This window comes from Burkholderia sp. JPY481, from assembly GCF_038900515.1.
GTDB classification, from domain to species: Bacteria; Pseudomonadota; Gammaproteobacteria; order Burkholderiales; family Burkholderiaceae; genus Paraburkholderia; species Paraburkholderia youngii.
This window is the reverse complement of record NZ_JAYMRT010000001.1, coordinates 1,077,641-1,092,430: the sequence shown is the minus strand read 5'-3', so window position 1 is coordinate 1,092,430 and position 14,790 is coordinate 1,077,641. Positions and strand designations below refer to the sequence as shown.

Sequence of the window (14,790 nt, the reverse complement as noted above, 5' to 3'; positions counted from 1 at the left end):
TGGGTGGCAGGACTTTCTCAGCCAATGTCGCGCAGCAGCGTCTGCAACTCGGCCGTCGACTCCACCACGTGTTGCGCATGCCACCGTGTCGGCGGAATGTCATTGCCGCAATAGCCGTAAGCCGCGGCGACGGTCTTCATGCCGGCGGCAAAACCGGCCTGCACGTCGCGCAGATCGTCGCCGATATAGACGACGCGCTCCGGCGCGATGTCCAGCTCACGCGCCGCGTGCAGCAGCGGCGCGGGGTGCGGTTTCGAATGCGGAGTCGTGTCGCCGCTCACCACGCAGCCGGCGCGCTCCTCGAGCCCGAGTTGCGCGACGAGGGGCTCGGTGAGCCGCGCGACCTTGTTCGTGACGATGCCCCAGCGCACGCCGCGCGCGTCGAGTTCATCGAGCACTTCCGCGATGCCCGGAAAGAGCGTCGTCTCGATGCACAGGTCCGCTTCGTAGTTCGCGAGAAACTCCTCGCGCATCGATGCGAATTCGTGATGATCGGGCCCGATGCCAAACGCGCCGCAGATCAGTCCGCGCGCCCCGGCCGAAGCGAGCGGGCGCAGCTTCTCGAGCGGCACCATCTCGAGTCCCCGGTCGTGGCGCATCTTGTTGACGGCGGCCGCGAGGTCGGGCGCCGTGTCGGCAAGCGTGCCGTCGAGGTCGAAAAGCACGGCGAGGCAAAAGCCGAGCGTGTCGTCGTTGTCTTCGCGTTGCGGCAGGGGAGTCGGGTCGCTCATTGTTCGTTTCGGATACGGCGGATCGGGGCGGTTCTGGCAGGTCAGGCGTCGCGGCGACAGGCGAGCATATAGTTGACGCTCGTGTCGGACGACAGCGCGAAGTGCTTGCTGAGCGGGTTGTACACGATGCCCTTGATGTCGGCCGTACGCAGATCGGCGGCGCGCACGAAGCCGGCGAGTTCCGACGGGCGGATGAAGCGCGCGTAGTCGTGCGTGCCCTTCGGCAGCATGCGCGCGATGTATTCGGCGCCGATCACCGCGAACAGGTACGACTTCACGTTGCGGTTCAGTGTGGAGAAAAACACCCAGCCGCCCGGCTTCACGAGATTCTTGCAGGCCTCGACGATCGCGGCCGGCTTGGGGACGTGCTCGAGCATTTCCATGCAGGTGACCACGTCATAGGTGCCCGGTTCGCGCGCGGCCAGTGCCTCGGCGGCGATTTCTTCGTAATCGACGGTTACACCGCTTTCAAGACTGTGAAGATCGGCGACGCCGAGTGCCTGAGTCGACAGGTCGATGCCCTTCACATGCGCGCCCAAGCCTGCCATCGATTCCGACAGGATGCCGCCGCCGCAACCGATATCGAGCACCTTTTTGCCGGCGAGATGCGCGTGCGCGTCGATCCAGCGCAGGCGAATCGGATTCAGTTCGTGCAGTGGTTTGAATTCGGCGTTCGGGTCCCACCAACGATGCGCGAGGTCGCTGAATTTCTGTAGTTCGTGGGGATCGGCGTTGGTCATGGCGAAGGCTGCCTCGATGAAAGCGGTGAGCGGACGCTCGAGGATAAACTCTGAGTATATAGGGCAAGAGAAAGAGCGGCAAAAGCGCACCAGCGAGCGGCTGCCAATTCGAGCTTCGAGCCGCTCGTAGCGGAGCGGGGTGTTCCTCCGTCGCGCATCAGACCACGTCGCGGCACCCGCACATAAAAAAAGCCCCGCCGAAGCGGGGCTTTCGATACTGCGGTAATTTCCAGCTTACTGCTTCGGCGTACCGACAACTTCGACTTCCACGCGGCGGTCCGGTGCGAGGCAGGCGATGAGTTGCTTGCGGTTCTTCTGGTTGCAACCGGTGGTAACCGGGTTGCGGCGGCCCTTGCCTTCCGTGTAGATACGGTTGGCTTCGACGCCCTTGCTGACCAGGAAGGCCTTCACAGCTTGAGCACGACGCAGCGACAGACGGTCGTTGTAAGCGTCCGAACCGATGCGGTCGGTGTGGCCCGTAGCGACGACGACTTCGAGGTTGATGCCCTGGATCTTCGATGCCAGTTCGCTCAGACGTTCCTTGCCAGCCGGCTTCAGGATTGCCTTGTCGAAGTCGAACAGCGCATCAGCTTGATACGTAATCTTTTCGCTGGAGATAGCCGGGGCCGGAGCGACCGGTGCCGGCGGGGTCGGAGCCTGAGCAACCAGAGCGCCGTCGCACTTGGCGTTAGCCGTTGCGGGCGTCCAGAATGCATCGCGCCAGCAAAGCTCGTTCGTGCCGTTCATCCACACGTATTCGCCAGTACCATTCACCCAGTTGTCGTTGGTAGCTTGTCGCGACGCCGGCACCGACTGCGCCATGGCGGATGCAGCCATAACTGCGGTAGCTGCAATGAACGCGAGCTTTGAAAGTTTATTCATATTTCTCCTCTCGAAATTGAGATTACCGCAGGTTTACTGCGAGCCTGTTGACGGATGACCAGTCATACATTGCTCGAAGTATAACATTGGTGCGGAACAAAAACCGGCTGTGTAGACTTCGAGCAGTGTCTGACTCTTTGTGCGTTGGCATTTTGCCATATCGTTCCCTTCCGACGAAAAAAAAATCTGCCCCCATTCAAATCCCCCTCCAATTGTGGTGCATGAGCAACAAATGTTTTCGTCTGAGCGGTCCGCGGGCTGGCTAAGCGGCGAATTGGCCCCACGCAGGAATCGAGCCTGGTGAGCTCGAAATTGTGCGATCGGCGAGGTGTTGGCGGGTGCCCCTCTAATATGTATACGTACCTGCGTCGGGCGCGGATGCGTGGCATGTTAGAATCGCGTGATGCGTTGCGCCTGCAATGCTTACGCGAAGTTGCGGCGAACCCCCGCTTTCGCACGTAAAAGATACGGATAATGGATCAATTCGCCAAAGAGACTCTGCCAATCTCCCTTGAGGAGGAAATGCGCCGTTCGTATCTCGATTACGCGATGAGCGTAATCGTAGGGCGAGCGCTTCCCGATGTCCGCGATGGGCTGAAGCCGGTGCACCGGCGCGTGCTGTACGCGATGCACGAGCTGAACAACGACTGGAACCGCGCCTACAAGAAGTCGGCGCGTATCGTCGGCGACGTCATCGGTAAATACCATCCGCACGGCGACACTGCCGTCTACGACACGATCGTACGGATGGCGCAAGACTTCTCGCTGCGCTACATGCTCGTCGACGGCCAGGGGAACTTCGGTTCGGTCGACGGCGACAACGCCGCGGCGATGCGTTACACCGAAATCCGCATGGCGAAGATCGGCCACGAGCTGCTGGCCGACATCGACAAGGAAACGGTCGACTTCGTGCCGAACTACGACGGCAGCGAAAACGAGCCGGCCATCCTGCCTGCGCGCATCCCTAATCTGCTGATCAATGGCTCGTCCGGCATCGCGGTCGGCATGGCGACCAACATCCCGCCGCACAACCTCAACGAAGTCGTCGACGCGTGTCAGCATCTGCTGAAAAACCCGGAAGCGACGATCGACGAGCTGATCGAGATCATCCCCGCACCCGACTTCCCGACCGCCGGCATCATCTACGGCGTGGCCGGCGTGCGCGACGGCTATCGCACCGGTCGCGGCCGCGTCGTGATGCGCGCGCTGACGCACTTCGAGGAAATCGACCGCGGGCAGCGCATGGCGATCATCGTCGACGAATTGCCGTATCAGGTGAACAAGCGCTCGCTGCTCGAGCGTATCGCCGAACTCGTCAACGAGAAGAAGCTCGAAGGCATCTCCGACATCCGCGACGAATCCGACAAGAGCGGCATGCGTGTCGTGATCGAGCTCAAGCGCGGCGAGGTGCCCGAGGTCGTGCTGAACAATCTGTACAAGGCGACCCAGCTTCAGGACACGTTCGGCATGAACATGGTCGCGCTCGTCGACGGTCAGCCGAAGCTCCTGAACCTGAAGGAAATGCTGACGTGCTTCCTGTCGCATCGCCGGGAAGTGCTGACGCGGCGCACCGTCTACGAGCTGCGCAAGGCGCGCGAACGTGGCCATGTGCTCGAAGGTCTGGCGGTTGCGCTCGCGAACATCGACGAATTCATCGCGCTCATCAAGGCCGCGCCGACGCCGCCTATCGCCAAGCAGGAACTGATGTCGCGCTCGTGGGATTCGTCGCTCGTGCGCGAAATGCTGTCGCGCGCCGAGGCGGATAACGCGTCGGCGGGCGGTCGCGAAGCATATCGTCCGGAGGGGCTGAACCCTTCGTTCGGCATGCAGGCCGACGGCCTCTACCGCTTGTCCGATACCCAGGCGCAGGAAATCCTGCAGATGCGTCTGCAGCGCCTGACCGGTCTCGAGCAGGACAAGATCATTGGCGAATACCGCGATGTGATGGCGCAGATCGCTGACCTGCTGGACATTCTGGCTCGCCCGGAACGCATTTCGGCGATCATCGTCGACGAACTTACGTCGATCAAGGCCGAATTCGGCGATGCGCGTCGCTCGAAGATCGAGTTGAACGCAACCGAACTGAACACCGAAGACCTGATCACGCCGCAAGAAATGGTCGTGACGATGTCGCACGCGGGCTACGTGAAATCGCAGCCGCTGTCCGAATATCGGGCCCAGAAGCGCGGTGGTCGTGGCAAGCAGGCCACTTCCATGAAGGAAGACGATTGGATCGACACGCTGTTCATCGCCAATACGCACGACCACATCCTGTGCTTCTCGAATCGCGGCCGTGTGTACTGGGTCAAGGTCTACGAGGTGCCGCAGGGCTCGCGCAATTCGCGCGGCCGGCCGATCGTCAATATGTTCCCGCTGCAGGAAGGCGAAAAGATTACGGTCGTGCTGCCGGTCAAGGAGTTCTCGGCCGACAAGTTCGTATTCATGGCGACCGCGCTAGGAACGGTAAAGAAGACGCCGCTCGAGGCATTCAGCCGGCCGCTGCGCAAAGGTATTATTGCGGTCGGTCTCGATGAGGGTGATTACCTGATCGGCGCCGCGATCACCGATGGCCAGCACGACGTAATGCTGTTCTCTGATTCGGGCAAGGCAGTCCGCTTCGACGAAAACGACGTGCGTCCGATGGGTCGCGAGGCGCGCGGCGTGCGCGGCATGCAGCTCGAGGACGGCCAGAACGTGATCGCGTTGCTGGTGGCCGGCGACGAGCAGCAGTCGGTGCTCACCGCAACCGAGAACGGCTTCGGCAAGCGCACCCCGATCACCGAGTACACGCGTCACGGCCGCGGCACGAAGGGCATGATCGCGATCCAGACGTCTGAGCGCAATGGCAGGGTCGTTGCCGCGACGCTCGTGGACTCGGAAGCGCAGATCATGCTCATTACCACGACGGGCGTGCTGATCCGCACGCGCGTGTCGGAAATTCGTGAAATGGGACGCGCAACGCAAGGTGTTACACTCATCAGCCTTGACGAAGGGACCAAGCTGTCCGGTCTGCAACAGGTAGCTGAGGCCGAGGGCGAGTCGGAAAGCGATTCCGACGGCTCCGCTGAAGGTGATAACGGCGGTGAGGGCGGCGGCGCGGCTTGATCCTTGCCAGCGGCTTTCAGTCTCAGTTAATACGTTGAAGCTACGCTCCGGGTCAACGCGTATCGGGCCGGTACGCTTTCCCGTGCGGCGTGCGGTTCAAGTTAATTTCTCTTAGGGAGTAATGATGCAAAAACGATTCAAACAACTGATGTTGCTGGCTGCCATCGTGCCGACCTTCGCCATGGCTCAAGCGCTGCAGAACCAGGCGCCCGCAGCTCCGGCTGCCGCAGCAGCACCGGTTGATCCGGCCAAGCAAGCTGCCATCAAGGACCTGCTCGACGCCATCGACGCGCAGAAGCTGGTTGGCGCAATCGGCAACAGCGCGCAGATGCAGGCCAAGCAGCTCGTTCCGGCAATCCTGTCGGACGCGCTGACCGAGAACAAGACGATGACGGACAAGCAGAAGCAGGCCGCCGTGCCGACGCTGCAGAAGAACGCGGTGCCGAAGCTGGTGGACGCGGCAGGTCAGGTCTTCGCAACCGACGGTTTCCGTCAGGACGCGATGCAAGCTCAGTACGATGCGTACGCGAAGTACTACAGCGTGTCGGAAATCAAGGACCTGACCACGTTCTACAAGAGCCCGACCGGCCGCAAGTTCATCCAGGTGCAAGACCAGGTTGGCCGCGACGTCGTGAACGGTCTGATGCAGAAGTACATGCCGGAATCGATCAAGGCAACGCGTGACCAGGCCGACAAGGAAGTCGCATCGGTCAAGCCGGCGGCCAAGTAAGTTCCGCTCGCAGGCCGCGCTAATCAGCCGGCCTGTCGCCGCGCCCGCTGGGACACCCGGCGTGGCGGGTTGGCGGCGACAATGCGATAATGGTCGTTTGCGCACTGGCGCAGACGGCCATTTTCTTTTTCGGCGAGCCATTTCGCAGTTCTTTTCGCCGATTCCCGCGCGACTTCGTTACTTCGCGCGCGCTTCCAGGACCTCACATGCGCGTTTTTAATTTCTCCGCCGGCCCGGCGGCCATGCCCGAAGAAGTGCTGCGCCAGGCAGCCGACGAGATGCTGAACTGGCAAGGCAGTGGTATGAGCGTGATGGAAATGAGCCATCGCGGCAAGGAATTCATGTCGATCCACGAAGCAGCGCTGACCGATCTGCGCGAGTTGCTTCACGTGCCGGCAAGCCATCGGATCCTGTTCCTGCAGGGCGGCGGGCTCGGCGAGAACGCGATCGTGCCGATGAACCTGCTCGGCTCGAAACCGCGGGCGGATTTCGTCGTCACCGGCTCGTGGTCGCAGAAGTCGTTCAAGGAAGCGGAAAAATACGGCAGCGTGCATCTGGCCGCAACCGGCAAGACGGCCGAGGGCTATACCCGCGCGCCGGCGCGTGAGGAATGGCAACTGTCGGACGATCCGGCCTACGTGCACCTGTGCACGAACGAGACCATCCATGGAGTCGAAACCTTCGAGATTCCCGACCTCGGCGATATTCCGCTCGTGGCGGACGCGTCGTCGCATATCCTGTCGCGCCCAATGGACATCGCCAAATACGGCGTGCTGTTCGGCGGCGCGCAGAAGAACATCGGCATGGCGGGCGTGACGGTCGTGATCGTGCGTGAGGACATGCTCGATCGCGCGATGCCGATTTGCCCATCGGCGTTCGAATGGAAGACCGTCGCCGAGAACAACTCGATGTACAACACGCCGCCCACCTATGCGATCTATATCGCCGGGCTCGTGTTCAAGTGGTTGAAGAAGCAGGGCGGCCTCCAGGCGATGGAGGCGCGCAACCTCGAAAAATCGAAGCTGCTATACGACACGATCGACTCGAGCAGCTTCTATCTGAACAAGGTCGAACGTGGCTCGCGCTCGCGGATGAACGTACCGTTCTTCCTCGCCGACGAGTCGCGCAACGAAGATTTCCTGTCCGGCGCGAAAGCGCGGGGATTGGTGCAGCTAAAGGGCCACAAGTCCGTCGGCGGCATGCGGGCGTCGATTTATAACGCCGTCCCGCTCGAAGGCGTCAAAGCGCTTGTCGAATACATGAAGGAATTCGAACAGCGCAGCGCCTGAGTCACACTGACTGGCAGGCGTGCGCATCTTTTCCAGCAGTTACCCGGCAGAGCCGTTTTACGCATGGACGACGAACTGAATACACGACTCAAACCTCTGCGCGATCGCATCGACGCGCTCGACGCGCAGCTGATCGCGCTCCTGAACCAGCGCGCGGCGGTCGCGCTCGAAGTGGGCGAGGTCAAGAAGCATTTCAACGCTCCGGTGTTCCGGCCCGAGCGCGAGATGCAGGTGATCGCGCGCCTGCAGGAAATGAGCGCCGGGCCGCTCGCCGACGAGCACATCAGCGCGATCTGGCGCGAGATCATGGCCGCGAGCCGCGCGCTAGAAAAGAGCATCAAGGCCGCGTACCTCGGGCCGGTCGGCACCTATAGCGAACAGGCGATGCACGAGTACTTCGGTCAGTCGATCGAAGGGCTGCCGTGCCCGTCGATCGACGAAGTATTCCGCTCGGTCGAGGCGGGCGCCGCCGACTACGGCGTCGTGCCGGTCGAGAACTCGACCGAAGGCGCGGTGTCGCGCACGCTGGATCTGCTGCTGCAAACCCAGCTGACCATCGGCGGCGAACTCGCATTGCCGATCCATCACAACCTGCTCACGCAAAACGGGCTCGCTGGCGTCACGCGCGTATGCGCGCATGCGCAGGCGCTCGCGCAGTGCCAGCGCTGGCTGTCGACCAATGCGCCGCATCTCGAGCGCCAGGCGGTGTCGAGTAATGCGGAAGCTGCACGGATGGCGGCCGAAGATTCGACCGTTGCGGCCATCGCCGGCGATCGCGCCGCGATCCACTACGGCCTGCAGGTCACCAACGCGCTGATCCAGGACGATCCGCACAACCGCACGCGCTTCGTCATGATCGGCAAGGAGCTGACCGGTCCGAGCGGCTACGACCAGACCTCGCTGATCGTGTCGGTCGCGAACGAGCCGGGCGCGATGGTCAAGCTGCTCGAGCCGCTCGCGCGCCACGGCGTGTCGATGACGCGTTTCGAATCGCGTCCGGCGCGCGTCGGAACGTGGGAGTACTACTTCTATATCGATGTCGAAGGCCATCGCGACGATCCGGCTGTGGCTGCCGCGCTCGCCGGTCTCGGCGAGAAGGCCGCGTTCCTGAAAATACTCGGCTCGTATCCGCGCGCCCGCTAAGGGCTGGCAGCGCAGTCCGGGCGGCGCCGCGTGCGTTGCCCGAAAGCAGGTTTCACTATCCATCGTCGTTCGGAGATTTTCATGACAGCGTCTTTCGGCCCTTCCTATGTGCGCGCGATCGCGCCGTACATCGCCGGCAAGCCGATTTCGGAAGTGGCCCGCGAGTTCGGTCTCGACGAGGCGAGCATCGTGAAGCTGGCATCGAACGAGAATCCGCTCGGCATGCCGGAATCCGCGCAGCACGCGATGGCGCAGGCGATCGCCGATCTCGGCCGCTATCCGGACTCGAACGGTTTCGAGCTGAAGGCGGCGCTCGCCGCGCGCTACGGCGTGCCGGCTGAGTGGATCACCCTCGGCAACGGCAGCAACGACATCCTCGAACTGGCCGCGCACGCGTTCGTCGAAAAGGGCCAGGCGGTCGTGTTCTCGCAGTATTCGTTCGCGGTCTATGCGCTCGCGACGCAAGGCGTCGGCGCGCGCGCGATCGTCGTGCCCGCGCTGCACTATGGTCACGACCTCGACGCGATGCTCGGCGCAATCGACGACGACACGCGTCTCGTGTTCGTCGCGAATCCGAACAATCCGACCGGCACGTTCGTCGACGGCCCGACGCTCGAGGCGTTTCTCGACAAGGTACCGCGCCACGTGGTCGTCGTGCTCGACGAGGCGTACACCGAGTATCTGTCGGCGGACAAGCGCTACGACTCCATCGACTGGGTGCGCCGCTATCCGAACCTGCTGGTTTCGCGTACGTTCTCGAAGGCGTTCGGGCTTGCGGGCTTGCGCATCGGCTTCGCGATCGCGCAGCCCGGGTTGACCGATTTGCTGAATCGACTGCGTCAACCGTTTAACGTCAATACGCTCGCGCAAGCCGCGGCGATTGCGGCACTGAACGACAGCGCGTTCCTGCAGAAAAGCGCGGCCCTGAACGCGCAGGGCTATACGCTTCTGACGGAGGCGTTCGACAAGCTCGGCCTCGAATACGTGCCGTCCGAAGGCAACTTCGTGCTCGTGCGCGTTGGCAGCGACGACAAAGCCGGCGCCCGGGTGAACCTCGCGCTGCTGAAGCAGGCCGTGATCGTGCGACCGGTCGACAACTACGGCTTGCCGCAGTGGCTGCGCATCACGATCGGCTTGCCGGAGGAAAACGCAGCGTTCCTCGCGGCGCTCGAGAAGACGCTTGCCGAGACTGACGCAGCGTAAGCCTTGATTCTTGATCCCGCGCGTCGACCGTCAGGAGCGGCGCGCTTAATGTCCGTATTGTGTGAGCGACGTGGCCGCGTTTTCTTTTAACAAGCTGGTGATTTTCGGTGTCGGCCTGATCGGCGGATCGCTCGCGCGCGCGTTGCGTGAACGCGGCGAGGCTGGCGGGGCGCGCACGGTGGTTGGGGTCGGACGGTCGTCGGCTTCGAGCGAAAAGGCGTTAGCGCTCGGGGTGATCGACGGTGCCGCGGCACTCACCGACGACGCCGCGCTGCGCGACGCCCTCGCGGGCGCGGACTTCGTGCTGCTCGCGGCGCCGGTCGCGCAGACCCAGCCGCTGCTCGAGCGCATCGCGCCGCATCTCGACGCCAACACGATCGTCACCGATGCGGGCAGCACCAAATCCGACGTGGTCGCCGCCGCCCGCGCGGCGCTCGGCGCGCGGATAGGCCAGTTCGTGCCGGGCCATCCGATCGCCGGTCGCGAGTCGAGCGGCGTCGATGCGGCGTTGCCCGATCTGTACGTGAACCGCAACGTCGTGCTGTGCCCGCTGCCGGAGAATACGCCGGACACGGTCGAGCGCGTCGCGGCGATGTGGCGCGCCACTGGCGCCTTGGTGCGGGACATGACGCCGCAGCAGCACGATCGCGTGTTCGCGTCGGTCAGTCATTTACCGCACGTGCTGTCGTTCGCGCTCGTCGAGCAGATCCTCAATTCGCCCGACGCTGCGTTGAAGTTCTCGTTCGCGGCGGGCGGTTTTCGCGACTTCACGCGCATCGCTGCGTCGAGTCCGGAGATGTGGCGCGACGTCTGCGTCGCCAATCGCGTAGCGCTGCTCGATGAGCTCGACGCGTACACCGCGGTGCTCGTGCGCCTGCGCACGGCGATCGAAGCCGGCGACGGCGCCGCGCTCGAAGCCGTGTTCGCGCGCTCGCGCGTCGCACGCAGTCAGTGGCAGGAGCAGCGCGCGGCTGGCGTGGCCAGCGGCGACGCGTCGAAATAACCGGAAACTGGACACATCATGGAATTCCTCGATCTCGGACCTTTTTCCCGTGCGTCCGGCACGGTTCGTCTGCCCGGCTCGAAGAGCATCTCGAACCGCGTGCTGCTGCTCGCTGCGCTCGCCGAAGGCGAGACGACGATCACGAACCTGCTTGACTCCGACGACACCCGCGTGATGCTCGACGCGCTCGAAAAGCTCGGCGTACGTTTGAAGCGCGACGGCGACACCTGCGTCGTGACCGGCACGCGCGGCGCGTTCACCGCGCGCACGGCCGACCTGTTCCTCGGCAACGCGGGCACAGCAGTGCGCCCGCTGACCGCGGCGCTCGCCGTGAACGGTGGCGACTACCGGATTCACGGCGTGCCACGCATGCACGAACGGCCGATCGGCGATCTCGTCGACGGGCTGCGCCAGATAGGCGCGAAGATCGACTACGAGCAGAACGAAGGCTATCCGCCGCTGCGCATCCGTCCCGCCCAGATCACGGCCGACGCGCCGATCCGCGTGCGCGGCGACGTGTCGAGCCAGTTCCTGACCTCGCTGCTGATGACGCTGCCGCTGCTGCGCACCGCGAGCGGCGTCACCACCGTGCAGGTCGACGGCGAGCTGATCTCGAAGCCGTACATCGAGATCACGATCAAGCTGATGGCGCGCTTCGGCATCGAGGTCGAGCGCCACGGCTGGCACCAGTTCGTGGTGCCGGCGGGGCAGCGGTATCAGTCGCCGGGCACGATCATGGTGGAAGGGGATGCGTCGTCGGCGTCGTATTTCCTCGCCGCGGGCGCGCTCGGCGGTGGGCCGCTAAGAGTGGAAGGCGTGGGCCGCGCGAGCATCCAGGGCGACGTCGGATTTGCCGATGCGCTGATCAAGATGGGCGCGAACCTGCAGATGGGCGACGACTGGATCGAAGTGCGTGGCGTCGGCAACGACCACGGCAAGCTCGATCCGATCGACATGGACTTCAACCTGATCCCCGATGCCGCGATGACGATCGCGGTCGCCGCGCTGTTCGCGGACGGCACGAGCACGCTGCGCAACATCGCGAGCTGGCGCGTGAAGGAAACCGACCGCATCGCCGCAATGGCGACCGAGCTGCGCAAAGTCGGTGCGAAGGTGCAGGAAGGCGAAGATTTCCTCGTCGTCACGCCGCCCAAAAAGCTGATCCCGAATGCCGCGATCGACACCTACGACGACCACCGCATGGCGATGTGCTTCTCGCTCGTGAGCCTGGGCGGCGTGCCGATCCGCATCAACGACCCGAAGTGCGTCGGCAAAACATTCCCCGATTATTTCCAGCGCTTCACCGCGCTCACACAACCCTGATGCAACCCGGATTTGCGTGCAATCCCCGATGTGCGACATTTTTAGATGAAACCGACCCGTCCCTTTCACCAGACGCCCGTCATTGCGATCGACGGCCCTAGCGCCTCCGGCAAAGGCACAGTGGCCGCGATGGTGGCCGCCAACCTCGGCTTTCACCTGCTCGACAGCGGCGCGCTGTATCGGCTCGCTGCGCTCGCGAGCCTGCGCTATGGCATTGCAGCGGACGACGTCGACGCACTTGTCAAACTGATCGACGACCTCCACATCACGTTTCGCGAGGGGCTCGCGCAGCTGGACGGGGTCGATGTATCGACGGAAATCCGCGCCGAGGATGTGGGCAGCCGCGCCTCGGCAATCGCCGTGCACGCGCCGGTGCGAACCGCGCTGGTGGCGCGCCAGCGGGCGTTTCGCAAGGAACCGGGGCTGGTCGCCGACGGCCGCGACATGGGCACTGTGATCTTCCAGGACGCCGCGCTGAAGGTGTTCATGACCGCGAGCGTCGAGGCCCGCGCGATGCGCCGGCATAAGCAATTGATCCAAAAAGGATTTTCTGCTAATATAGATGACTTGCTCCGGGATTTGCGTGAGCGCGACGAGCGTGACAGTCAGCGCGCAGCCGCGCCGCTCAAGCCCGCGGCGGATGCAAAGCTGCTTGATACCTCCGCATTGTCGGTCGACCAGGCGGTCGAGCAGGTGGTGCAATGGTATGAAGCGCTGGTCCCACATGCGTAACTGAAAACGGTCGCGCAAAAGTGGCCAGCAGCGGCAGTCCCGTTGTTGGTAGGTGCTTCGCGATGGTCGCGAAGCGTTGTTTTTAACCCTTTAACCCCGCGTGGCGTTCGCGTATTTGCCGCAGTTGCTGACCGATCCGGTGAGCCAGGCGTTGCGAAGACCATGCAAACTCTGATTTTTATGTCCGACCTGCAAACCTCTACCCCGAATACCGAATCTTTTGCGGCTCTGTTCGAAGAGTCGCTGACCAAGCAGGACATGCGCGCTGGCGAAGTGATCTCCGCCGAAGTCGTGCGTGTCGACCACAACTTCGTGGTCGTGAACGCTGGTCTGAAGTCCGAAGCCTACATCCCGCTCGAAGAGTTCCTGAACGACGCGGGCGAGGTAGAAGTGCAGGCGGGCGACTTCGTTTCCGTCGCGATCGACGCGCTGGAGAACGGCTATGGCGACACCATCCTGTCGCGTGACAAGGCGAAGCGTCTGGCTTCGTGGCTGTCGCTGGAAAAGGCGCTGGACAACAACGAACTCGTGACCGGCACTATTACGGGCAAGGTCAAGGGCGGTATGACCGTGATGGTCAACGGCATCCGCGCGTTCCTGCCGGGTTCGCTGGTTGATACGCGTCCGGTCAAGGACACGACCCCGTACGAAGGCAAGACCCTCGAATTCCGCGTCATCAAGCTCGACCGCAAGCGTAACAACGTCGTGCTGTCGCGCCGCGCTGTCATTGAGGCAACGCAAGGCGAAGAGCGCGCGAAGCTGCTCGAAACGCTGAAGGAAGGCGCGATCGTCGAAGGCGTGGTCAAGAACATCACCGACTACGGCGCGTTCGTGGACCTCGGCGGTATCGACGGCCTGCTGCACATCACCGACATCGCATGGCGTCGCGTGCGTCACCCGAGCGAAGTTCTGTCGGTTGGCCAGGAAGTCACCGCGAAGATCCTCAAGTTCGACCAGGAAAAGAACCGCGTTTCGCTCGGTATCAAGCAACTGGGCGACGATCCGTGGGAAGGCATCTCGCGCCGTTACCCGTCGGGCACGCGTCTGTTCGGTAAGGTCACTAACATCACCGACTACGGCGCATTCGTCGAAGTGGAATCGGGCATCGAAGGCCTCGTTCACGTGTCGGAAATGGACTGGACCAACAAGAACGTTGCTCCGTCGAAGGTGGTCCAGCTGGGCGACGAAGTCGAAGTCATGGTTCTCGAAATCGACGAAGACCGCCGCCGTATCAGCCTCGGCATGAAGCAGTGCAAGCCGAACCCGTGGGACGACTTCAGCCGCAACTTCAAGAAGGGCGACAAGATCAGCGGCGCCATCAAGTCGATCACCGACTTCGGCGTGTTCATCGGTCTGCCGGGCGGCATCGACGGTCTGGTTCACCTGTCGGATCTGTCGTGGAGCGAAACCGGCGAGGAAGCCGTTCGCAAGTACAAGAAGGGCGACGAAGTGGAAGCGATCGTTCTCGGCATCGACGTCGAGAAGGAACGTATTTCGCTGGGTATCAAGCAGCTCGAAGGCGACCCGTTCAGCAACTACGTTGCAATGAACGACAAGGGTTCGGTCGTCGACGGTACCGTCAAGTCGGTCGACGCGAAGGGTGCTGTGGTCCAGCTGTCGGGTGAAGTCGAAGGCTACCTGCGGGCTTCGGAAATCGCCCAAGACCGCGTGGAAGACGCTCGCAACGTGCTGAAGGAAGGCGACAAGGTCAACGCGATGATCATCAACATCGATCGCAAGTCGCGCGGCATCAACCTGTCGATCAAGGCGAAGGATTCGGCTGAGCAGCAGGAAGCCATCCGCGGTCTCGCTGCTTCGGATTCGAGCGCAGCTGCTACCGGCACGACGAACCTCGGTGCGCTGCTGAAGGCCAAGCTCGACGGCCAGAACCAGTAAGCCTGAGAGGTCT

Annotated in this window: 12 protein-coding genes; 9 read left to right on the top strand and 3 right to left on the bottom strand. The window is 62.9% G+C overall.

The features are described from left to right. Positions 1–17: 17 nt before the first annotated feature. The 3 genes from gph to ompA form a co-directional block, all read right to left on the bottom strand. Entirely contained in the window at positions 18–731 is a 714-nt protein-coding gene (gph, locus tag VSR82_RS05010; RefSeq protein ID WP_184011034.1) for a phosphoglycolate phosphatase, read from the bottom strand. Positions 732–772: 41 nt separating this feature from the next. Beyond that, positions 773–1,471: a bifunctional 2-polyprenyl-6-hydroxyphenol methylase/3-demethylubiquinol 3-O-methyltransferase UbiG gene (ubiG, locus tag VSR82_RS05005; protein ID WP_368586784.1), complete on the bottom strand. Its 699-nt coding sequence runs from the start codon at positions 1,469–1,471 to the stop codon at positions 773–775. Between the two features lie 234 nt (positions 1,472–1,705). Continuing rightward, on the bottom strand, positions 1,706–2,353 hold the full coding sequence (ompA, locus tag VSR82_RS05000; RefSeq protein WP_026228725.1) for an outer membrane protein OmpA: 648 nt from the start codon (positions 2,351–2,353) through the stop codon (positions 1,706–1,708). Positions 2,354–2,827: 474 nt separating this feature from the next. Between ompA and gyrA the strand changes: the two genes are divergently transcribed. The 9 genes from gyrA (at position 2,828) to rpsA (ending at position 14,777) form a co-directional block, all read left to right on the top strand. Next, the gene (gene gyrA, locus VSR82_RS04995; RefSeq protein ID WP_368586783.1) at positions 2,828–5,458 is read left to right on the top strand and encodes a DNA gyrase subunit A; all 2,631 of its coding nucleotides are present in this window, start codon (positions 2,828–2,830) and stop codon (positions 5,456–5,458) included. Between the two features lie 124 nt (positions 5,459–5,582). Then, entirely contained in the window at positions 5,583–6,188 is a 606-nt protein-coding gene (locus VSR82_RS04990; RefSeq protein ID WP_176105377.1) for a DUF2059 domain-containing protein, read from the top strand. A gap of 206 nt (positions 6,189–6,394) precedes the next feature. After that, a complete protein-coding gene (serC, locus tag VSR82_RS04985; protein WP_429458364.1) occupies positions 6,395–7,477 on the top strand; it encodes a 3-phosphoserine/phosphohydroxythreonine transaminase in 1,083 nt (360 codons plus the stop codon). Positions 7,478–7,540: 63 nt separating this feature from the next. Beyond that, on the top strand, positions 7,541–8,620 hold the full coding sequence (pheA, locus tag VSR82_RS04980; protein ID WP_429458366.1) for a prephenate dehydratase: 1,080 nt from the start codon (positions 7,541–7,543) through the stop codon (positions 8,618–8,620). Positions 8,621–8,701: 81 nt separating this feature from the next. Next, on the top strand, positions 8,702–9,823 hold the full coding sequence (gene hisC / locus VSR82_RS04975) for a histidinol-phosphate transaminase (RefSeq protein WP_429458368.1): 1,122 nt from the start codon (positions 8,702–8,704) through the stop codon (positions 9,821–9,823). Positions 9,824–9,884: 61 nt separating this feature from the next. Beyond that, positions 9,885–10,826, top strand: coding sequence for a prephenate dehydrogenase (locus VSR82_RS04970; protein ID WP_429458370.1), 942 nt, complete (start codon positions 9,885–9,887; stop codon positions 10,824–10,826). 18 nt (positions 10,827–10,844) lie between these two features. Beyond that, positions 10,845–12,149 (top strand): 3-phosphoshikimate 1-carboxyvinyltransferase, encoded by a 1,305-nt coding sequence (aroA, locus tag VSR82_RS04965; protein WP_429458372.1) that lies wholly within the window; start codon positions 10,845–10,847, stop codon positions 12,147–12,149. Between the two features lie 45 nt (positions 12,150–12,194). Next, positions 12,195–12,881 carry a (d)CMP kinase gene (gene cmk / locus VSR82_RS04960; RefSeq protein ID WP_368586777.1) on the top strand — a complete coding sequence of 229 codons (687 nt, stop codon included), beginning with the start codon at positions 12,195–12,197 and terminating at the stop codon, positions 12,879–12,881. A 162-nt stretch (positions 12,882–13,043) separates the two neighbouring features. After that, complete coding sequence (gene rpsA, locus VSR82_RS04955; protein ID WP_008921410.1) at positions 13,044–14,777, top strand: 30S ribosomal protein S1; 1,734 nt, start codon at positions 13,044–13,046, stop codon at positions 14,775–14,777. Positions 14,778–14,790: the final 13 nt, after the last annotated feature.

Coding starts and splice junctions, on each gene's coding strand:
- gph (WP_184011034.1), bottom strand. CDS start 731: ATGAGCGACCCGACTCCCCTGCCGCAACGCGAAGACAACGACGACACG.
- ubiG (WP_368586784.1), bottom strand. CDS start 1,471: ATGACCAACGCCGATCCCCACGAACTACAGAAATTCAGCGACCTCGCG.
- ompA (WP_026228725.1), bottom strand. CDS start 2,353: ATGAATAAACTTTCAAAGCTCGCGTTCATTGCAGCTACCGCAGTTATG.
- gyrA (WP_368586783.1), top strand. CDS start 2,828: ATGGATCAATTCGCCAAAGAGACTCTGCCAATCTCCCTTGAGGAGGAA.
- VSR82_RS04990 (WP_176105377.1), top strand. CDS start 5,583: ATGCAAAAACGATTCAAACAACTGATGTTGCTGGCTGCCATCGTGCCG.
- serC (WP_429458364.1), top strand. CDS start 6,395: ATGCGCGTTTTTAATTTCTCCGCCGGCCCGGCGGCCATGCCCGAAGAA.
- pheA (WP_429458366.1), top strand. CDS start 7,541: ATGGACGACGAACTGAATACACGACTCAAACCTCTGCGCGATCGCATC.
- hisC (WP_429458368.1), top strand. CDS start 8,702: ATGACAGCGTCTTTCGGCCCTTCCTATGTGCGCGCGATCGCGCCGTAC.
- aroA (WP_429458372.1), top strand. CDS start 10,845: ATGGAATTCCTCGATCTCGGACCTTTTTCCCGTGCGTCCGGCACGGTT.
- cmk (WP_368586777.1), top strand. CDS start 12,195: ATGAAACCGACCCGTCCCTTTCACCAGACGCCCGTCATTGCGATCGAC.
- rpsA (WP_008921410.1), top strand. CDS start 13,044: ATGCAAACTCTGATTTTTATGTCCGACCTGCAAACCTCTACCCCGAAT.